19 protein-coding genes and 4 pseudogenes are annotated in these 18199 nt (G+C 67.9%); 14 read left to right on the forward strand and 9 right to left on the reverse strand.

Annotated features, from left to right (window positions below; genetic code table 11):
* Positions 1–347: 347 nt before the first annotated feature.
* Positions 348–818, reverse strand: a complete 471-nt coding sequence (locus tag GTY58_RS03630; RefSeq protein WP_010982106.1) for a VOC family protein — start codon at positions 816–818, stop codon at positions 348–350.
* A 244-nt stretch (positions 819–1062) separates the two neighbouring features.
* Between GTY58_RS03630 and GTY58_RS03635 the strand changes: the two genes are divergently transcribed.
* Positions 1063–1653 carry a TetR/AcrR family transcriptional regulator gene (locus GTY58_RS03635; RefSeq protein ID WP_010982107.1) on the forward strand — a complete coding sequence of 197 codons (591 nt, stop codon included), beginning with the start codon at positions 1063–1065 and terminating at the stop codon, positions 1651–1653.
* A gap of 97 nt (positions 1654–1750) precedes the next feature.
* Here GTY58_RS03635 and GTY58_RS03640 read toward each other — a convergent pair whose 3' ends face one another.
* Positions 1751–2986, reverse strand: a complete 1236-nt coding sequence (locus GTY58_RS03640; RefSeq protein ID WP_076611994.1) for an IS701-like element ISSav2 family transposase — start codon at positions 2984–2986, stop codon at positions 1751–1753.
* Positions 2987–3152: 166 nt separating this feature from the next.
* Here GTY58_RS03640 and GTY58_RS03645 point away from each other — a divergent pair, with 166 nt between their 5' ends.
* The 4 genes from GTY58_RS03645 to GTY58_RS40315 all read left to right on the forward strand — a co-directional run bounded on the left by GTY58_RS03645 (position 3153) and on the right by GTY58_RS40315 (position 5804).
* Positions 3153–3557: a type II toxin-antitoxin system PemK/MazF family toxin gene (locus GTY58_RS03645; protein WP_031080431.1), complete on the forward strand. Its 405-nt coding sequence runs from the start codon at positions 3153–3155 to the stop codon at positions 3555–3557.
* 512 nt (positions 3558–4069) lie between these two features.
* Positions 4070–4369, forward strand: a complete 300-nt coding sequence (locus GTY58_RS03650) for a hypothetical protein (protein ID WP_042492703.1) — start codon at positions 4070–4072, stop codon at positions 4367–4369.
* Positions 4370–4420: 51 nt separating this feature from the next.
* Entirely contained in the window at positions 4421–5224 is an 804-nt protein-coding gene (locus GTY58_RS03655; RefSeq protein ID WP_037651138.1) for an SMI1/KNR4 family protein, read from the forward strand.
* Between the two features lie 385 nt (positions 5225–5609).
* Positions 5610–5804, forward strand: a complete 195-nt coding sequence (locus tag GTY58_RS40315) for a hypothetical protein (protein ID WP_137951498.1) — start codon at positions 5610–5612, stop codon at positions 5802–5804.
* A gap of 878 nt (positions 5805–6682) precedes the next feature.
* Here GTY58_RS40315 and GTY58_RS03665 read toward each other — a convergent pair.
* Positions 6683–6892: pseudogene (locus GTY58_RS03665) on the reverse strand (helix-turn-helix domain-containing protein); the annotation flags it as partial.
* 111 nt (positions 6893–7003) lie between these two features.
* Between GTY58_RS03665 and GTY58_RS03670 the strand changes: the two are divergent.
* The gene (locus GTY58_RS03670) at positions 7004–8014 is read left to right on the forward strand and encodes an NADP-dependent oxidoreductase (RefSeq protein WP_174514658.1); all 1011 of its coding nucleotides are present in this window, start codon (positions 7004–7006) and stop codon (positions 8012–8014) included.
* 181 nt (positions 8015–8195) lie between these two features.
* On the opposite strand, the gene GTY58_RS03675 is transcribed toward GTY58_RS03670, so the two are convergent.
* Entirely contained in the window at positions 8196–9077 is an 882-nt protein-coding gene (locus GTY58_RS03675) for an NAD(P)-binding domain-containing protein (RefSeq protein ID WP_037651136.1), read from the reverse strand.
* Positions 9078–9173: 96 nt separating this feature from the next.
* On the opposite strand from GTY58_RS03675, the gene GTY58_RS03680 reads away from it, so the two are divergent.
* The 4 genes from GTY58_RS03680 (at position 9174) to GTY58_RS03695 (ending at position 12154) form a co-directional block, all read left to right on the forward strand.
* On the forward strand, positions 9174–9536 hold the full coding sequence (locus GTY58_RS03680) for a helix-turn-helix domain-containing protein (RefSeq protein ID WP_010982116.1): 363 nt from the start codon (positions 9174–9176) through the stop codon (positions 9534–9536).
* A 525-nt stretch (positions 9537–10061) separates the two neighbouring features.
* Positions 10062–10277, forward strand: a complete 216-nt coding sequence (locus GTY58_RS03685) for a DUF6243 family protein (protein ID WP_010982117.1) — start codon at positions 10062–10064, stop codon at positions 10275–10277.
* Between the two features lie 322 nt (positions 10278–10599).
* Positions 10600–11262 (forward strand): hypothetical protein, encoded by a 663-nt coding sequence (locus GTY58_RS03690; protein ID WP_010982118.1) that lies wholly within the window; start codon positions 10600–10602, stop codon positions 11260–11262.
* 145 nt (positions 11263–11407) lie between these two features.
* Positions 11408–12154 carry a phosphotransferase gene (locus tag GTY58_RS03695; RefSeq protein WP_010982119.1) on the forward strand — a complete coding sequence of 249 codons (747 nt, stop codon included), beginning with the start codon at positions 11408–11410 and terminating at the stop codon, positions 12152–12154.
* Positions 12155–12247: 93 nt separating this feature from the next.
* Here the strand turns inward: GTY58_RS03695 and GTY58_RS40320 are convergent.
* Both GTY58_RS40320 and GTY58_RS03705 read right to left on the reverse strand, forming a co-directional pair.
* Positions 12248–12869 (reverse strand): annotated as a pseudogene (locus GTY58_RS40320) (IS5 family transposase); the annotation flags it as partial.
* A 128-nt stretch (positions 12870–12997) separates the two neighbouring features.
* A pseudogene (locus tag GTY58_RS03705) lies at positions 12998–13773 on the reverse strand (transposase).
* Between the two features lie 82 nt (positions 13774–13855).
* Between GTY58_RS03705 and GTY58_RS03710 the strand changes: the two are divergent.
* Both GTY58_RS03710 and GTY58_RS03715 read left to right on the forward strand, forming a co-directional pair.
* Positions 13856–14020, forward strand: coding sequence for a hypothetical protein (locus GTY58_RS03710; RefSeq protein ID WP_154696717.1), 165 nt, complete (start codon positions 13856–13858; stop codon positions 14018–14020).
* A 384-nt stretch (positions 14021–14404) separates the two neighbouring features.
* The gene (locus GTY58_RS03715; RefSeq protein ID WP_010982125.1) at positions 14405–14878 is read left to right on the forward strand and encodes a hemerythrin domain-containing protein; all 474 of its coding nucleotides are present in this window, start codon (positions 14405–14407) and stop codon (positions 14876–14878) included.
* Between the two features lie 266 nt (positions 14879–15144).
* Here the strand turns inward: GTY58_RS03715 and GTY58_RS39450 are convergent, their stop codons facing one another.
* Positions 15145–15447, reverse strand: coding sequence for a hypothetical protein (locus tag GTY58_RS39450; protein ID WP_137951814.1), 303 nt, complete (start codon positions 15445–15447; stop codon positions 15145–15147).
* Between the two features lie 489 nt (positions 15448–15936).
* On the opposite strand from GTY58_RS39450, the gene GTY58_RS03720 reads away from it, so the two are divergent.
* On the forward strand, positions 15937–16125 hold the full coding sequence (locus GTY58_RS03720) for a DUF6381 family protein (protein ID WP_037651134.1): 189 nt from the start codon (positions 15937–15939) through the stop codon (positions 16123–16125).
* Positions 16126–16571: 446 nt separating this feature from the next.
* On the opposite strand, the pseudogene GTY58_RS03725 reads toward GTY58_RS03720, so the two are convergent.
* Positions 16572–16694: pseudogene (locus tag GTY58_RS03725) on the reverse strand (transposase); the annotation flags it as partial.
* Positions 16695–17003: 309 nt separating this feature from the next.
* Here GTY58_RS03725 and GTY58_RS39455 point away from each other — a divergent pair.
* Complete coding sequence (locus GTY58_RS39455; RefSeq protein WP_010982128.1) at positions 17004–17279, forward strand: transposase; 276 nt, start codon at positions 17004–17006, stop codon at positions 17277–17279.
* A gap of 144 nt (positions 17280–17423) precedes the next feature.
* Here GTY58_RS39455 and GTY58_RS03735 read toward each other — a convergent pair whose 3' ends face one another.
* Positions 17424–18071, reverse strand: coding sequence for a hypothetical protein (locus GTY58_RS03735; RefSeq protein WP_010982129.1), 648 nt, complete (start codon positions 18069–18071; stop codon positions 17424–17426).
* Positions 18072–18199: the final 128 nt, after the last annotated feature.

Here is an 18199-nt window from a genome sequence, read left to right on the forward strand (position 1 = left end):
GCTCGGTCGGACACTCCGGCGGCCGCGGCCCATTACCGGCCCTGTTTGCCGTTTCCCGCCGCCGGACGGCCCCGGGCTGCCACGCCGCACGGGGCCGAGGGGGCGGTCGCGGGTTGGGACGGCCCCGGCGGCAAAGCCGTCTCTCGGCCCCGCGGCGCTCACGGCGGCCGCTCGGCCGGGGCGGCCCTGTGGCAGCCGACCGCCGGGCGGCGGAGAGCACCCTGGCGCTCGGCCGGCGGTCCGGTGCCGGCCTTCGGCCCGGGCCGCGAGAACCACTGGGCCGGACCGGCTGCCATCCGGGCCGGACACGGCCCGTTGCAGCCCTTGGACGGCGGCTTGTGCGGTGGTCAGCGGCCTGGCAGGCGCTGCGAGACCTCCTGGAGCACCCAGCCGTTGCCGTCCGGGTCGCTGAAGGTGAGGAAGGAGCCGTAGGAGGCGCGCTCGGGGTGCAGGCCGGCCAGCCGCTCCTGGCCGGGGCCGCGGTGGGTGACGTCCCCGCCCTCGTGGCCGTGGAAGACGCCGCCTGCGTCGTGGAAGATCTCGCTGACCTCGATGCCGCGGCCGGTGAGCTCCGCGCGGGCCTCCTCGATGTCGGAGACGATGAGGTACAGGCCCTGGAACGAGCCGGGTGCGATGGGGGTCATCCCCTCGCCGAAGATGATCGAGCACTCGGAGCCGGGCGGCGTGAAGTGCACGATCCGGAAGTCCTCGTTGGCCGTGTGGTCGACGTCCAGGCGGAATCCGACCTTCTCGTAGAAGGCCTTGGCCCGGTCGATGTCGGAGACGGGCAGCACGATCATTTCGAGCTTCAGATTCATGGGGATGTCCTTGTTTCTTGACGTCGGTGGATTACGCCCAATGCGTCACCGGTTCAACAGGTAGTGGTCACGGCCGGGGCGCGTCGCCGCCTCCCGGCTGTTGCGGCGGACGGCGGTGACGGCCGGAGGGGTGGCTCGTCGGCGGCCCGCGGCGCGGGATAGGCTTATTCGGATCAGCGGTCCACATAAGCGGACCACTGATCCGAATATATGGACCACTGATCCGGATAGTCAAGGGGGGCCGATGCGGGCCGACGCCAGGAAGAACCGCGACCACCTGCTCGCGGTAGCGGGCGCCGCCATCACCGAGCAGGGCGTGGACGTGTCGCTGCGCGACATCGCGCGCAGGGCCGAGGTCGGACTCGCGACGCTGCTGCGTCACTTCCCGACACGCGAGGCGCTGCTCGATGCCCTGCTCCACACGAGCTTCGACGAGCTGACCGCCAAGGCGGGCGCCCTGGAAACGTCCAGCTCGCCCGACGACGCTCTCGTTTCGTGGCTACGCGACTGCGTCGCGTGGACCACCGAGTACCGGGGCGCGGTCGTGCTGATGGCAGCCGCCATCGAGGACACCGAGTCCGCACTCCACGCTTCGTGCGTCACTCTGCGCGCGGCCGGCGCGCGGCTCCTCACCCGTGCCCAGGCCGCGGGCATGGCGCGGACCGACATCGACGGCGCCGACCTGTTCGCGCTGGTGGAGGCGCTCGCCTGGCTCGGCGACCAACCCTCGCTCGCGCCCCGCGCCGATCACCTCTTCGCCGTCGTCGCAGGCGCGATCCTGACCAGCACAGCGAGCAGCGATACCGAGGCAGGAACGCCACCCTCGCACCCGTAGCTGAAACCGCCGCGCACGCCGACCGGGCGCACCCAGCCGCACGCCCGGCAAGAGCGGATCGACACCGAGTTAGTACTACAGCCGTAGATCGTGATCTTCATGCTTGAGCGGCTTGACGCCGGTAGTGGCTGGTCTGGGATCGGGCCTGGTGGCGGCGTCGCCAGACGGACCAGCGAAGTCGGTGGACAGGGTCAAAGACGGTCCGGTTGACGAGCGTGATGAACAGTCGTTGGATCTCGTCACAAGTGAGCGGTTTCAGCTCGTCGGGCGAGGGATGACCCTCGTGTTCGTTCGCGCGGAGGACAGCGAGGAAGGCATGCGCGAGCATGGCCAGGGTGACCCAGCGGGACCAGGACGGGTAGCGGCGGACCTGGTGCTCGTCCAGGGCCGCCAGGCCCTTGCCGGACTGGAATAACTCCTCGACCCGCCACCTTGACCCAGCGACGCGCACCAGGGTGGTCAGCGGCACTGCGGCAGGCGAGTAGCAGCGGTAGTAGGCACGTTCGCCGGTGCTGCGGTTGCGGCGGATCAGCAGCTGCCGGCTCCCGGGCCGGGGATCGGTGAGGTCGATGGCGGCCCAGTCGTAGAAGCGGTGGCCCTCGGCTCCGGCCCCTGCGGACAGCTTCTGCCAGGCGCTCTTGGGCACCTTCCTGGCCAACATGTCGGCGCGAAACCTCCCGGCGCCTGTGGTGACTTCGTGCGAGCAGGCCACCGCGAGGACGTAGCCGGTGCCGCGTTCCTCCAGCGCGGTGCGCAGCCTCGGGTTGTCGCCGTAGACCTCGTCTCCCGCGACCCAGGCGGCCCGATGGCCGGCGTCGAGGAATCGGGTGACCGTGCGAGCGGCCAGCTCCGGCTTGGTCGCGAACTCCGTATTGTCACCGAGGCCGGCGGCCCGGCAGCGGTCGGGATCGGAGGTCCAGGAACGCGGAACATAGAGTTCCCGGTCCACTGCGGCGTGCCCGCGGCGGCCGGCGTAGACCAGGTAGACGGCGACCTGGGCGTTCTCGATCCTGCCCGCGGTGCCGGTGTACTGCCGCTGGACTCCAACGGTGTCGGTGCCCTTCTTCACGTCGCCGGTCTCGTCGACCACCAGCACCGCCTCGTCGTCGTGCAGATGCTCCACCACGTAGTCACCCACCTCGTCGCGGACCTGGTCGGCATCCCACTTCGCCCTCTCGAGCAGGTGCTGCATGTCGTCCGGGGTCCTGTCCCCGGCCCACTCGGCGATGGTCCAGCAGTTCTTGCGCGGCAGGTCCGACAACAGGCCGAGTACCAACTTCCGGGCCCGGCGTCGGGATTCGACCCGTGTGAAGCGTCCCGCTATCCGGCTCATCAGGCCCTCGAAGGCCTCCCGCCAGCAGGCAGGGTCTACGCTGTGACCTGCGGCCACCGCATGATTGTTTGTCTTCACACACCGATGATCAACGGTGGCCGCACCCGTCTCCACACCGCGTCAGGTCGCGCAGCGTCTGCCTGCCGTCCTGTGTATCGGAGGGCTTGTGCAACGTGGCGAAGTCTGGTGGGTCCAGTTCGACGAGCGGAGGTTGGTCGTACTGCTGTCAGGAGACGACGCGTCCGGGTTCCAGGTGATGCAGGTCGTCGCTCCGGCGGGCCTCGACATCAGCGGTCTGGGCATCGAAGTGACGGTCGGCGCCGGTGAAGGGCTGCCGCTCGAAGGCGTGCTGCGGCTCGCGTTCCCGCGTCCGGGCTTCACCCCGTGCACGTGGCTGACCACCGTGTCCCGGGACGACCTGATAGAGCGGGCGGCCGTCCTGTCCTCCAGGAAGCTCAGCGAGATCGACGATGCCCTCCGACTTGCTGAACAAGCACAGGAGCGGACCCCGGCAACGACCGCGAAGCTCAGCGAGATAAGGGACGCCCTCCGTCGCGGTGAACTCGGTTAGACGGAGAAGGAGCCGACGCCCGCGACGGCATGGGCGATCTCGGGCGAGATGATCCACGCTGGACACCTGCCGCCTCGACGCCCCTCACCATCGAGATCACGATCTACGGCTGGAGTATTAGCCAAGGCGGTAAAAGTCAGCTGCTGGAGGTCCGGTTCGCCTGCCCGGACATCACCCGGGCCTGCGACCTCGCCCGCACGTTCGCCGATCTCATCCGCCATCGGCGCGGATACCTTCTTCTGGAGTGGATCCGCCAGGCCGAACAGGCCCCCCAAGCCGATGCAAGGCTTCGCCGGCTTCCTCCGCCAGGACCTCGACGCCGTCCCCGCAGGCCTCACCCTGGAATGAGCGTTGTTCAACCGGAATTCGCTGGTCATGGGGCTGGCGTGGGCAGGGGCTGAGATGCTCGTGCCGGTCGTGGGTGTGATCGGTAGCAGGTGATCATCCGACACATTCCCGGTTCGCCGGAATCGCGATGCCGGGCCGGGATTGCCTCACTGCTGGTCTGGGTGATGCAGCGGAGGGTCGTGCTGGCCGATCGCGCCGAACGGCTGCGCAAGGAGCTCGCCGAGATCGATGCCGAGGTGGCCCGGCTGGAGGCAGCGGAGGTGGTGATCGGGCAGTTCATCGAGGCCGAGGGGAACGGGCAGGCCGACGACCCGGCTGTGGTGCAGGAGTTGGAGCGAGTGACGACGACTCCTGGTGCAGGCGGGATGCTGCTGGTCCCACATCGCGAGCCGGACATGGACGAGAGCGCGCTGCGGGACCAGCAGCATCCCGGCATCGGCCCCCGCCAGCCCTGTGACCTGTAGCTTTAGGTCGGACGGTGCCTATTGTCGGTGCGGTGCGCTTCACTGTCCGCCATGGAGCTCACGCAAGCGACCGTCAACGACCTGCTGGCCCAACTCGGCCCAGGAGACAGCTACATGTATCTGCCCAGCGACCTGGACCCGCAGGACCTGACCGACCTGCTCGACGGCAGGTACGGCGCCGCGCGCACCCTTGTCCTCGATGGCTTCACCGATCCGACGGTCGACGAGTCCAGGGGCGCGGCTCTTCTCGTCCCCTTCGAGGACCGGGCCGTGAAGATAAGGGCGTGGGCGTACGGGGATCAGTGGGTCGGCACGGGTACGGCACGGGACGCCAAGGGAGCCGAGCGGCCGGTGTTGGTGGTCGCTCACAGGGAAGTGCCAGAACCCTTGGCGGTCGCTCCGGATGAAGACGAGGACGTCGACTGGATGGAGCGGCTCATACGGATCACCGGCTGGACACGGCCCGCCCAGCGGCCGGACGTGGACTGGGCGGAGGTGGAATCGCGTCTGGGCACCGCGCTGCCGAGCGACTACAAACGCATGGTCGAGACGTTCGGCGAAGGCGCCTTCGACGGATACCTGGACCTGAACCAGGAGCCGTGGACGGATCTCAGAAGGGACGGTCTGCTCATCTGGGCGGGCACTGAACACGAGGACCTGTACTGCTGGAGGGCCGACGGTGACGACCCCGACCGCTGGCCCGTCGTGGTCCGGTCCTTTGACAACAAGGACGTCCCCTTTGACTGCCAGGCCGCGAAGTTCGTCTGCCGCATCCTCATCGACCCGCACCACCCATTCACGATGGCCCGCTATTTCGACACCCACTGGTTCATGAACTACCGGGAAAGCGGCTGACCGAACCCCGCCGCCAACGGCCCCGGCTCTCCTCCGAGCCTACGAGGCACTCCAGACCCGGCATCGCGATTCCGGCGAACCGGGAATGTGCCGGATGATCACCCGCTACCGATCACACCCACGACCGGCACGAGCATCTCAGCCCCCGTCCACGCCAGCCCCATGACCAGCGAATTCAGGTTGAACAACGCTCAATGGAGTGCGGGGATCGTCGAGGGGCATGTGAACCGGGTGAAAGCCCTCAAGAGGGCTATGTATCGCAGGGCGCCCTTTGAACTCCTCCGCATCCGCATCCTCACCCAGCCATGACAGTCACGAAACTTGTGGCGCTGGGTGTTCACGAACTTCCACTGCGGCTCGGCGTCCATGTACCAGGGTGTGCGTCATGGATGGAGTTACTGGGGGCACTGTTTTCGCCCTGATCGGTGTCCTTCTCGGGACCGTGGGAGCCCTCGTCGGGCAGCATCTGGCAACCCGCGTCGAAGTCAACGCGATCGGCAGCAGCGCACGGACGGAGTCCGCGCTGAGCGCAAAGAAGCCATCCTGGGCTTCCTGGCTGCCGCGCAACGAGTCGAGCTGATACTCGATCGCAGAGAACTTGGCCTGTCGGCTCCTGAAGACCCACAAGACGAGAAACTGCATGACCTGTGGCTGGCGAAGAAGGCCATTGAGTTGGCCTACACACACGACACGGGCCAGGCTGCCCATGACTACACCAAGGCGCTACATGCACCCATGCGCAACACCGTTGCGCCTGAGCTTGCTCCCACCGAACGGGACTCTCGCTATGCTCATGCAAGCGGCACGCGACGCCTTGGAGAGCGGCCGCCCGAGGATCCAGCGATGATGCCCAACCGACTCGTCAGCCTCTCCTGCCTACCCTGTGATCGCGATCTTGGCGGAACTGCAGACAGAGTCTTGTAAACGACGAGGGGCGCTCCCCTTTCCTGAGTTGATTACGAGTTGATGGTTGTGGGGATGGCGGGGAGCGCAGAGTGCACGGCGGCCAGCCAACTGTGAGGTCGGCGGGCCGGCAGGGTGCCTATGCTGACGCACCATGGAACAGGAGCTGGAGACTCCTTTGACCGGGGCCCTGCCAAGGTCCGCGAGAGCCTCGGCTTTCAGCACGGTGAGAACCGGACTGACTTCCGGGCACGTGACTGGTCGCCCGCCCAGATCACCGCTGCGGCGCAATTGCTGCGCCGACTGCACGACGCGACCGCCGACACGCCGATCGCGGGCGGCGAGGAGACGGTGTGCCACAACGGTTTCTCCCCGCTCGACGTCGCCTTCGTCGACGGCCTTCCTGTCTCCGCCTTCGCCTTCGACCAGGCCGCTCCTGACCCCCGCATGACCTCGCCTGTTCCGCCTGGCTGTGGCTACTCGGCGCCGACATCGCCCGCCCTCTCGACCGCCAACTGGCCCTGCTGCGTACGTTCCTGGACCTGTACCCAGGGCGCCCGCCTTGGCGGTCAGCTCGTCGAAGCTCGTGTGGAGCAGGGCATCGAGCAGCGCCTCGCGTGTCGGGAAGTGACGCAGCAGCGTCGCGAGTCCGACCTCGGCCCTGCGCGCGATGTCGCGCAGCGACACGTCCACGCCCTGCTCGGTGATGGCGGCGCCCGCTACCGCGAGCAGGTGGTCGCGGTTCTTCCTGGCGTCGGCCCGCATCGGCCCCCCTTGACTATCCGGATCAGTGGTCCATATATTCGGATCAGTGGTCCGCTTATGTGGACCGCTGATCCGAATAAGCCTATGCCGCACTGCGGGCAGGAGAAAACGATGCCGACACACACGATGAGGGCGGTCCGGCTCCATGAGCACGGCGGCCCTGAAGTTCTGCGTTACGACGAGGTGCCGATTCCCGAGCCGGGACCGGGCGAGGTGCTCGTTCGCGTGCACGCGGTCGGCGTCAATCCTCCGGACTGGTACCTGCGCGACGGGCTGACCAACCTGCCTCCGGAGACGAGGCCCAAGTTCAGCTTGCCCGTGATTCCGGGGACGGACCTGTCGGGCGTCGTCGAAGCCGTCGCCGCGGACGTGGACGGTCTCTCCGTCGGTGATGAAGTCTTCGGCCTCCTTCGCTTCCCCAGCTTCGACGGCAGCACATATGCCGAGTACGTGGTCGCGCCTGCGTCGGACCTCGCACTCAAGCCGGCCGGCATCGATCACGTGCACGCCGCCGGGGCGCCCATGGCCGGGCTCACCGCGTGGCAGTTCCTGATCGAGCTCGGCCACGATCACCCGTCGCCCTTCCAGGCGGCACAGCATCGTCCGGTGCCACTCGGCGCCAACATGACAGTGCTCATCAACGGTGCCGCGGGCGGCGTGGGGCACTTCGCGCTGCAGCTGGCGAAATGGAAGGGTGCACGTGTCATCGCGGTGGCGTCGGGCGCGCATGAATCGTTCCTGCGCGAGCTCGGCGCCGACGAGTTCATCGACTACACCAAGAGCCGTCCCGAGGAACTCGTGCACGACGTCGACCTCGTTCTCGACGCCGTCGGTGGCCCCGACAGCAAGCGATTCCTGCGCACGCTCAAGCGCGGCGGCTCCCAGTTCCCCGTGTTCTTCGGCGAGTTCGACGAAGAGGAGACCGTGAAGCTGGGCGTCACAGTCACAGGCACCCAGGTCCGCTCGAACGGCGCGCAGCTCGCCGAACTGGGACGCCTGCTCGACGCGGGCACGGTCCGCGTCGCGATCGACAGCACGTTCGCGCTCGCGGATGCCCGAGCCGCGCACGAACGCGCCGCCCGAGGGCACATCCAGGGCAAGATCGTGCTCACGGTCGCTTAGGAACGAGCCGTTCCACCGACGCGTCCGGCACTCGTCCGCGGGGCACCGGTGGCCATCGAGACGCCGATGCGGAGGGCTTGGGGCGCGTCTTTCGACTAGGGGATGTTGTGAAAGTGCTGGTCACAGCCACTCGTTGAGGACTGTGACCAGCACCGTCGCCTCTAGGGCGGCAAGGGGCCGGTCAGTGCACCAGCAGGTTGATCACACCCGTGAGGTCCTCCTCGCCGCTGCCCTCGGCTAGGCGACGGCGCATCAGCTCGAAGTAAGGGCTGAGCAGTTCGGGACTGACGCCCTGCTGCTCGGCTGTGCTCAGGAAGGTCGGCGTGCCGGCCACCTGCATGGCGAGAGTGGAGACGACACCCTTGGTGTAGTCGCCGCTCCGCAGATGGTCGGCGGTCTGATGAACTGCCGGGGCCATAGCGACGAGCCAGTCGGCGAGCATCGGGGCGAGTGACGTGGGGTCGATGTCCTCCTTGTGGATCAGGGCAAAGGCGTGTGCGACCCCGGCGAACATCCCGTACATGGCGCTGAGCAGAGCCATGTCGTGCAGGGCCGCGAAGCCCGCGTCCATGCCGACGTAGGTGGTGCCGGCCGGGATGCCCAGGGTCTCCTGGTGCCGCTCGAACAGCTCCCGCGAGCCGCTGCAGAAGACGTAGCTGCCGGCTTCCGGGACGCCGATCATCGGAGGGACAGCCATGATCCCGCCGTCCAGGTAGCGGGCGCCGCGTTCGTTGGCCCACTCGGCGCGGGCGCGGGCCTGGGCAGGGGTGCTGGTGGTCAGGTTGACCAGGTCCGTGTCGGCCAGGTCGATGCCAGCCAGCACCTCGTCGACCGAAGAGTCGTCCAACAGACAAACAATGACCAGGGTGTTCGCTGCGACCGCCTCAGCGGCGCTGTCCGCGACCCTTGCACCCTCGGCGGCGAGCGCCGCGGCACGGGCCGGCGTGCGGTTCCAGACGGTGAGCCGGTGGCCGGCGGCAAGCCAGGTACGGGCCAGCGCGGTGCCCATCGCGCCGAGTCCCAGCATCGTGACGGGTGTCTTCTCAACAGCATTCTGTGTCATGCCGATTAGGCTGGTCACAGGCTCGGGGGTGATCAAGTACGCACTTCGGAGTGGGTGGTTACCCTGGGGTGAGCGAGCACGTCAGGAGGGTGGGGCATGACGACACTGAACCGGCCGGGCGCACCAGACGGACACGTCTGCGGGATCGACACCGTGATGGAGGTGATCGGCGGCAAGTGGAAGGTGCTGATCCTCTGGGCGCTCCACGAGCGCCCCCACTGCCGCTTCGGCGAGCTGCGTCGGCTGCTTCCGGGGATCACCGAGAAGGTGCTGTCCTCTCACCTACGCGAGATGGAAGCGGACGGCGTCGTGCACCGCGTCTCCTACGACGAGGTGCCGCCCCGCGTCGAGTACTCGCTGACCGAGGACGGCACGCGCCTCAACGACGCACTCCAGCCGCTGGCCGCCTGGGGACGCGAGCGGTCGACCGCTCGAGGACTGGAAGAGGGGGCGGGCTAGGCGTTTGGTGAAGGTGCTGGTCACAGCCACTCGTCCAGGACGGCGACCAACACACTCGCCTCGTAGCGGACGGCAAGCTGGTCGTATCTCGTGACCACCGCCCAGTTGCGCTTGAGGCGGTTGATCCCGCATTCGACGGCATGGCGCTCGCAGTAGCTGAACGGGCAGCCGGCAGGCTGGGCGGACTCAAGCCGGGCGGCCGGTTCGACCGCACGAGGATGCAGGCCCTCATGGCGGCCGCCTGGTTACATGACCAAACGGTGAGGGCTGCCGCGTGAGCCTCAACTCCCTTACTACGGTGTCCGGATACACCAGAACACCACCGCCGACAGCCCGGCCGACGCCGGGGCGGCGAAAAAGTTGGTGTGCGGGGCCGACGGAAGCGGGTAACGTCTTCGTCATGTTCTTCCAGACGCCGATTTACGAGTGAGAGCGTGATGGGCCCCTGCTGACGTCCTTCGACGTCGCCGCCCGTCCCCCACCGATGAATCCGTAGATCACTTCAAACCATTACCGGGAGAACCCGTGACCGTGAGCAAGAACATCAACAACCCCGTGGGCATGGGCGGCGGCCAGCGCAAGAAGCTGTCCCGCGCCGAACGGCAGAACAACGGTCCGCACCGGAACCTCGACCGCCAGGGTGCAGCCGACCAGAAGGCGGAGCTGGTGCGCAAGATGCGCGAGAAGGCAGGCGCAGCTGAGGGCGCCGGGCAGGCGGGCGACGGCTCCGCACAGAGCTGACGCACCGCCGCCGCAGGGCGGCACCGCACGAGGCAGGGCCCGGACCGCGACGCGCGGTCCGGGCCCTGCTGCCGTATCGGGGCCCTGCTGCCGTGCCGGGCGCGGCCGGTCCGGGTCAGCTCTCGGCCGACCACCCGCGTCTCAGCTGACCACCCGCGGCAGCCGCAGATTCGGCAGCACCGTCACCGCCACCACCCCGAGCTGCACCAGCAGCTCAGCGCGTTCCCCGTGCCCAGCCCGGGCGACACCACAGCCAAGGCCTGCCCCGCATCGTTGAGGCGGGCGGCTGAGGAAGCGAGGGCTCGCCGCCTACCCTCAGGTCATGCAGCCGCCTCAGGATCCGTCGAACGTCACGCATGTCCTTGTGGCAGCCTTTCCGGCACGTCTTGCCGGTGCCGTGCAGAGCGTCTTGGCGGTGATGCCGGACGCCAGGCTCGCGCCAGCGGAGTCATTCGAGGTTGTTGAGGTGCAGGGCGAGACCGTCGCCATCCCCTACCGGATCTACAACGAGGAGCCGGAGACCGGCGGCTCGGAGCGGCCACTGACCGAAACCCAGCAGATGATCTTGCATTGCCTGTACTCACGGCACAGTGATGGGAGGGTCCGCCAGCGCCACCTCGAAAAGATCATGGCGTCGAGCGAGCCATGGGTGGTCCCATTCGTGGTGCAGTTGGCCGGCGAGTACGTGCTGGAGATCCTTGACGCGATCGGCCTGGGTGTTCCCGGCCTCGCTGCCCCGGGGTCGGCTGACCGCAGGCTCTATGGCGAGTTCATCGAGCGCAATCCAGACTTCTTCGCACGCACGGAGCGACGCGTGGTGAGCTACTGGTCGTGCTACTACCGTCGGAAATATGAAGTGTTCGGGACGTATCCGGGGTCAGCGCTGATGGAGGCGTTCCGGGCCGCCGCGTCAGAACACGCCGGCGTGCAGTGGCCGCGGCGCACACCGCCGCCGTCGGCGACATGTTCGGCGGGTCCGCCTTAGGACTCCTCACAAAAGTGGTGGACTTGACCTGGTCAGAAGTCGGTGTCGCGCACGAGACCGCCGGGTATCGGGACGCGGTCAGCCGCGTAATCGCACGCGTCAAACCCGGCGACGTCGGCGACCATCCCCGGGATACTGGTCGCCCATGGATGAGGTCGAAGTCGTTGTCGCCCATTCCGAGCGCGCGACCCTGCGCGTCGGCGACGTGTTTCTGAAGGTGGACGCCGATCAGGCGCGCATCGACGTCGAGGTCGAGGCGATGTCCCTCGCGCCGGTCCCGACCCCGGAGGTCCTGTGGCGCAAGCCGCCCGTGCTCGCGATCGCCGCACTCCCGGGGACGACGCTTGGGCGCCTCGGCGGGCCGTCGACCGGGTCGTCGGCGGCGTGGGCCGCGGCGGGCACCGCCATCCGGAAGCTGCACGACGCGCCGCTGCCGCCCCGGGCCGGCCGGGCCGGCCGGAGCATCGTCGCGTTGGCGGCGGAACTCGACGCAGAGTGCGAGTTGCTCGTGACGAACGGCCTCCTGCCCGCTGACCTGGTCACCCGCAACCGCCAGGTCGCCGAGGCCGCGCTCCGGCCGTGGACTGCGGCGTTCACGCACGGCGACCTGCAGATCGCGCACGTCTTCGTCGAGGGCAACGAGGTCACGGGCATCATCGACTGGTCCGAGGCGGGCCAGGGTGATGCCCTGTACGACCTCGCCACCTTCACGCTCGGACACGAGGAGCACCTCGACGACGTCGTCGCCGGCTATGGCACCGACATCGACCTCGACGTGATCCACGCGTGGTGGTCGTTGCGAAGCCTGCTGGTGGTTCGCTGGCTGACCGAGCACGGCTTCGACCCGTTCGCGCCGGGCTGTGAGGTCGACGTGCTGAGATCCCGGATGTGAGGCTGCGCGGCCCGACTGCTACGACCGCGTTCTGACGCATCGAGCAGGCCACCCCCCTGGAGCGATCGCCCGCCCTTCCTCCCGACAAAGTGCGGTGCGCAGTCGTCGCCGGCAGATGACGGCGCAGCCGAGGGTGACGAACGCGTGGTGGATGTCGTCGCGGATCTCCCAGCGGATGCGCAGGCGGCGGAACCAGTGCAGCAGCGCGATCGCTCCTTCCGCGACCCAGCGGTACACGCCCAGGCCGGAGCCGTGCCCGGTGCCGCGCCGGGCGAGGCGCGGGGTGATCTGGAACCGGCGGACCTGTCCTGGTAGACCTCGTGGTCATAGCCGCGGTCGGCGTACAGATACCTGGGGCGGCTCAGTGGCTGGCCGCGCTTGCCGCCGATCGGCGGGACGGCCTGGATCAGCGGGATCAGTTGCTGACGTCGTTGCGGTTGCCGCCGGTGGTGATTGCCGCGAGCGGGATGCCGTGCGCCTCGACCATCAGGTGGTGCTTGCTGCCGACCTTGCCCCCGGCCACCAGGGACGGACCGGCGGCCGGCCCACACTTCATCGCGCGGATGTGGCCGGGGTCGACCGCTGCGCGGGAGGGGTCCAGCAGGTCTGCGGCCCGCAGCTCGGACAGCAGCAGCTCGTGCCGGCGCTGCCACACCCCGGCCTCGTTCCAGTCCCGCAGCCGTCGCCAGCAGGTCATCCCCGAGCCGATGCCCAGCTGTCGTCCAGGTCGTAGGCGTCTGGATAGTCGCAGGATGCTGCCAGCATCAACGAGAACTGACAGGCCGTCATTCCCGGAGGTCCAGAAACCTCCTTTTGTCAGGAGTCGTAAGCGCAGTCGTCGTCCTACCCGGCGAGGGCGAAATTGTGTAGGCGGGCGATGCCGAGCATGGCGTGGTGGACGCCGTCGCCATTGAGGCGGCAGTCGCGCAGGATCTTCCAGGTCTTCATGCGGGCGAAGACATGCTCGACACGGGCGCCGACTTGCCTGTGCGAGCGGTTGTGCGCCTCTATCCAGGCCACGAGCTCGGCTTCCCTCTTTCACGGCGGTGAGGGATGAGGAGCCCGGTGCCCTGGTAGCCACCGTCGGGGATGGTGACCGCGTGGCCCACAGCGGCCTTGGCGCCGGATCCCGCCCATGCCTTGCAGTCGTCGCGGTTACCGGGGTAGTGGTCGGCCGATCACGACGACCAGGCGACTGTCGGCGTCAATGACCACCTGATGGTTGGTGGAGTGCCGATAGTTCTTGGACTGCTTGGCCACCGTGCGGTCGCGAGTGGGCACCAAAGTGCCGTCCACGATCAGCACAGCGTCATTCCGGAAACGTCTGCGGGGTTGGAGAGCGAGATGCGGACCGAGCTGGTCGATGACCTGGTCGGCAGCGGACTTCCAGCCACCGAAGAGGGGTGCCAACTGGCGCATCGTCAAGTTGGTACGCCAGTACGTTACGACCAGCATGACCCGGTCCTGGAACGGCGGCCCCAGGGCCGTCCGCAGCGGACCACATCGGCGCCCTCGCGCCGCAGTGCGCTCACCAGCCCCCGGAGCTGTCGCGGACGCGGACTCGGCCCCGTGAACTGGGCTATCCACGAAGGCTCCGCCGCTGAGATCACACCAGGCACGCCAGACACACCAAGATCATCTCACTCGTCAGTCATTGCGGGACAAGCCTCAGCGCGTGGCTCGCACTGAACGCTGCCCGGCGTGCCCCAGCAGCCCGTCCGGCGAGCCCGCTGCATGCGCCGCGGCCCCGGTGCCAGAGGCAGCCGGGTCCTTGATGCGCGGGCGCGCCGGGGGCTTCTTGGCGCCCTCACCGACGACGGCGCCATCGCCACCGTGGTCATCGGCTCCGACCGCCAGGTCGTGTGAGCCTGCTCCTTCAACGACCACCTGCTCCTTCGACGAGGGCCTGCTCCTTCAACAACGGCACCTGGGCACCGAAACAGATCACCCTGCCCGAGGATCTCCTGACCGTGCCCGCCACCGGCGAGGCCGGGCACGGCACTGGCCGCACCGGTGGGAGCAGCACGTCACCAGCCGGCTCTGTGCGCAGCCTCACAGCGCTCGCACCTGCCAGGAACACGTCGGGCCCGGTCCTCCGGTGGGAGGGCCGGGAACTCGCGCGTTTGGCGTAGGGGGGTCGCCTGTCAGGGCCACAGCGCTGTGGTGAACAGATTTTTCAACCCTGCATCGGGTACACGGCGTCAGGGCGGACAGCCGCTCCGCCCAGTGACCGGCGTGAAGGAGAACCTGATGGACGGGATCGTCCTGCTCAAAGACGACCACAAGACGGTGGAGAAGCTGTTCAAGCAGTTCGAGAAGGCCGGCGACACTGCCCACACCGAAAAGCGGAAGATCGCCGACCAGGTGATCCAGGAACTCACCACCCACACCTGGATCGAGGAGAAAGTCTTCTACCCGGCTGCCCGGGAAGCCGCACCGGACACCAAAGACCATGTCCTGGAAAGCATCGAGGAGCACCATGTCGTGCTGTGGATGCTGTCCGAACTCAAGAACCTCGATCCGGCCGACGAGCGGTTCGACGCCAAGATGACTGTCCTCATCGAGAACGTACGCCACCACGTCGAGGAAGAAGAGAAGGAGTGGTTCCCCGAGGTCCGCAAGGCCATGGGCCGCAACCGCCTCACCGAACTCGGCGAGCAGATGGAGGAGGCAAAGAAGAAGGCCCCCCATGACCCCTTGGCCGTACCCAGCGCCGACGAATAGTCCCTCCGCTCTCGCACCTCACAGGCCTCGGCAGCACGGCACACGTCCCGTCATGCTTTGCTTCCCGAAGCCACCCGCTCGGGCTTCGAGGGGGGTGGGGCGGCGGCTCATGTCACGCGGTAGCGGGCGGCAGTTGCTGGCGCAGGGGGAGGCCGAGTCCTGGTGTGCCGTCCGTGCCGGGTCTGAATGAAGTCGGATACCTTGATCGACACTGCGAGTTCCTTCCGATCCGTTGGTGATGCGAGCACGAAGACTGCTGCTAATCCTCAGAGCCGGAGCCGGCGGATGACCGCGTACGTTCCTGCTGTCGCGGCGGCCGGTGCGGTGGCGAGCGCCGCGGCTGCGGTCAGCCGGGCGTCACAGACGCGGACGGAAGGGCGCGGGGCAAGCTTTTCCGGGTGGCCGGCGGGGGCGGGACCATTGAGGCCGAGCGCCAGGGCCTCGGCCAGATGCATCGCCTGCCGTCCTGTGTCTCCTTGGGTGATCCGAGTGCGGCAGCTGAACCCGTCGGCGACGATCATCGCGCGGGGAGCGGCGTTGCGGGCGGCGCCGAACACGTGATGCGGCACAGCTTGGCGCCGCAGGCCGTGCCGCAACCCGCGTGACAGCAGCCACGAGCGTCTGGCCGGGCACGTTGCACACCCCGGTGCTTCTTCCTGAGCACCCGCTCTTCGAACGCTCCGCCATGCGAGAGGGCCGGACTCGCTCGCCCTGTGACGGGGACACAGGAGACAAGAGCCGTCGTGGCGACCAGATCGGTGCAGTGCCAAGCCCCCGCAACCCGCATCGGCGCACACCGCCCGGCCAGCTGTGACTGCTCGTGTCACGGCGCCCTCGAGAAAGACCTGGACCTCGGCCAGCCGCCATCCAAGCGAATCCGTCCGCGTTCACCAACCTGGGCTGCCGGCAGCGACCGAAGCGACAAAGAAGGCCAAGCGCACACTCACCCCAAAGCGAGTAGCAGCAGGGATCACACTCAGTGATCCTCCAGGATGCGCGCACCCGAGGGGACTGCTTCGCTGGTCAGGCCCGCTCTCCCCGTTCACAAAGGAGTGATCATGAGCGCAACAGACCCTACCCGTGGTTCTGCCCAGCAAATGCGGCAGAAGGTCCAGGAGATGGAAGAGGCCGCCCAGCGCGCCTCCGACCCTCAGGAGCGCCAGAAGCTGCAGGACAAGGCCCGCAAGCTGCGCGAGCAGAGCGAGCGGCAGGGCGGCCAGTCTGAGGGCATCGACCCCACGATCTGACACCCCCGCACGACGCCGGCCGGCAGACTGTCGCATACCCCTCCCCCGCGACGGACTGCCGGCCGGTCCGCGTAGCCGCCGTGCCGAGGGCAGCATCCTCCAACCTCACAAGGCCTGTCCACGGGCACCCGCTGGGACGCAGAGCCGGGCCAGGGGCGCGCGCGAGCAACGGGATTCATGGACAACGCCTGGAGTCGGTCACCTCTGCCGACCCGACGGCTCGACCAGTCTCACTCCAGCAGCTCTTGGTGCCCCAACCGACCGAACGCCCATCCCCCAGGGGCGTTCGCCGGCGGCCACGGTCACTGCGCGAACAAGAGTCGTCCGGGCGCACTGCAGACGGCTGCCGACCTTTAAGGGGGCTTCTGATCTGGGTAGTTGGTGTTCTGGGATGTCTTTGTGACTGGCGCCGTTGGTGGTTGTTGCATGGGGTGTGAGTGTTCGTCCGCGTAATAGTCGTAGACGGTCTTGAAAGGCGGGAAGTCGTGCCGCAGGTACTCCCACGGGATGCCGGTGCGGTTGACGTAGAGGATCGCGTTGACGATCTCTCGCAGGTCGTGCACCCGGGCCGCTGTGCCGGGTCCGGCCCAAGCCCAGCGGGCGTCGGACACGTCACTGCGGTACGGGCGGAAGTGGGAATCGGACGGCACGACCCAGCAGGTCCTCGACCCGCTACGCGACAAGACCCGGCGGGCGCAAGGCCACAGTGCGGGGCCCACCGCGGCCGTGGTGGACGCGCAGAGCGTGAAGACGTCGGCAAACGTCGCCGAGACCAGCCAGGGCATCGACGCCGGCAAGAAGATCAAAGGACGCAAGCGCCACCTCATCACCGCCACGTTTCCGGTCTGGTCCTGGCTGTCCTCGTCACTGCCGCGAACGTGCACGACACCACCGGCGGCAAACAACTGCTCGACGACCTGGCCGCAGCACCTCCCAGTGTGACCAAGGTCTGGGCCGACGGCGGCTACCAGAACAGCATCTTCAACCACGGCGCCGGGCTGGGCAGCGATGTCGAGGTGGTGCAGGGGCCGCGCGCCAAAGGGTTCGAGCCGCTGCCGAAGCGGTGGGTGATCGAGCGGACCTTCGGCTGGTCGATGCAGCACCGCCGCCCGGCGCGGGACTCCGAGCCCTCCCGCAAAGATCCCGCACGATGATCCACTGGGCGATGGCTAACGAAATGTCCCACGAACTGACCGGGGAATCCACAGCAACCTCGCGAATCGAAACAGACATCCCACTCGCAACAGGCTGAACTTTGATCAGATGCTCTCTAGGAGCTCGTACCAGGGTCAGGGCTGTCACGGCCCGCCGGAAGAGCGCTGACGATGCTCGCTCTCGCGCACCTCTTGGGTGTGGCGGCCGATGTCGGTGACGCGATCCGCGAGGTCGGGATGAGCGGAGCGCAGGTGAGGGCCTGCCTCGTTGAGGGGACCCAGGAGTTGGGCCGGATCGCTGTTCCCGAGTGCGGTGTGCAGAGCCGTGAGCGCGTCCGTCGCGGCGAGGGGAAGATCCGGCAGAGCGGTGATGGTCCCGGCGAGCTGGCGCAGCGCGGCGGCGTGTTCATGGGCCCAGGACGCTACGGAGCGGTCCGCGGCACGTCGGCCGCGGGTGGCCTGTACGCGCTGTTCCTTGGTGGTGCCGGTTTCACCGGGACGCACGCGCAGGTAGCGGCGCTCGGCAGCCTGGCGGCTGGAGACGCCGAGGGGGTGGGCCAGGTCGGCCCAGCTGGCGCCGGCCTTGCGGGCCGTTTCGATCAGTTGGGGCTCCCAGCGGGCCAGCTGTTCACGTACTTCGCGCAGGAGCAGCAGCGCTGCTATGGCCTGCTGGGGGTCGTCGGTGGAGGCGACGTCGGCGGTGTGTGCTGTGCGCATGGCCTGGGCGATGGCCTCGATGGCGGTGGCCGTGGCCGTGAAGGAGGCCGGTGTGGGAGTGCTGTCGTCGCTCATCGCCTCTCCTTCGCAGGTCGATGCCGTTCATGGGCCCGTCATCCGTTGGATGACATGCAGCTTGTCGTCGTTCAGATGACATGCTACAACGGAGTCAGGTGAAGCGCATTGGCAGCAACTGCCTGAAC

Origin of the sequence: Streptomyces sp. SID5469 (genome assembly GCF_009862865.1) — a bacterium.
GTDB lineage: Bacteria > Actinomycetota > Actinomycetes > Streptomycetales > Streptomycetaceae > Streptomyces > Streptomyces avermitilis.

Bases quoted from the DNA above. Each gene is read 5' to 3' on its own strand.
- GTY58_RS03630 (WP_010982106.1), bottom strand. From the start codon at position 818: ATGAATCTGAAGCTCGAAATGATCGTGCTGCCCGTCTCCGACATCGAC.
- GTY58_RS03635 (WP_010982107.1), top strand. From the start codon at position 1,063: ATGCGGGCCGACGCCAGGAAGAACCGCGACCACCTGCTCGCGGTAGCG.
- GTY58_RS03640 (WP_076611994.1), bottom strand. From the start codon at position 2,986: ATGAGCCGGATAGCGGGACGCTTCACACGGGTCGAATCCCGACGCCGG.
- GTY58_RS03650 (WP_042492703.1), top strand. From the start codon at position 4,070: ATGCAGCGGAGGGTCGTGCTGGCCGATCGCGCCGAACGGCTGCGCAAG.
- GTY58_RS03655 (WP_037651138.1), top strand. From the start codon at position 4,421: ATGGAGCTCACGCAAGCGACCGTCAACGACCTGCTGGCCCAACTCGGC.
- GTY58_RS40315 (WP_137951498.1), top strand. From the start codon at position 5,610: ATGGATGGAGTTACTGGGGGCACTGTTTTCGCCCTGATCGGTGTCCTT.
- GTY58_RS03670 (WP_174514658.1), top strand. From the start codon at position 7,004: ATGCCGACACACACGATGAGGGCGGTCCGGCTCCATGAGCACGGCGGC.
- GTY58_RS03675 (WP_037651136.1), bottom strand. From the start codon at position 9,077: ATGACACAGAATGCTGTTGAGAAGACACCCGTCACGATGCTGGGACTC.
- GTY58_RS03680 (WP_010982116.1), top strand. From the start codon at position 9,174: ATGACGACACTGAACCGGCCGGGCGCACCAGACGGACACGTCTGCGGG.
- GTY58_RS03690 (WP_010982118.1), top strand. From the start codon at position 10,600: ATGCAGCCGCCTCAGGATCCGTCGAACGTCACGCATGTCCTTGTGGCA.
- GTY58_RS03695 (WP_010982119.1), top strand. From the start codon at position 11,408: ATGGATGAGGTCGAAGTCGTTGTCGCCCATTCCGAGCGCGCGACCCTG.
- GTY58_RS03715 (WP_010982125.1), top strand. From the start codon at position 14,405: ATGGACGGGATCGTCCTGCTCAAAGACGACCACAAGACGGTGGAGAAG.
- GTY58_RS03720 (WP_037651134.1), top strand. From the start codon at position 15,937: ATGAGCGCAACAGACCCTACCCGTGGTTCTGCCCAGCAAATGCGGCAG.
- GTY58_RS03735 (WP_010982129.1), bottom strand. From the start codon at position 18,071: ATGAGCGACGACAGCACTCCCACACCGGCCTCCTTCACGGCCACGGCC.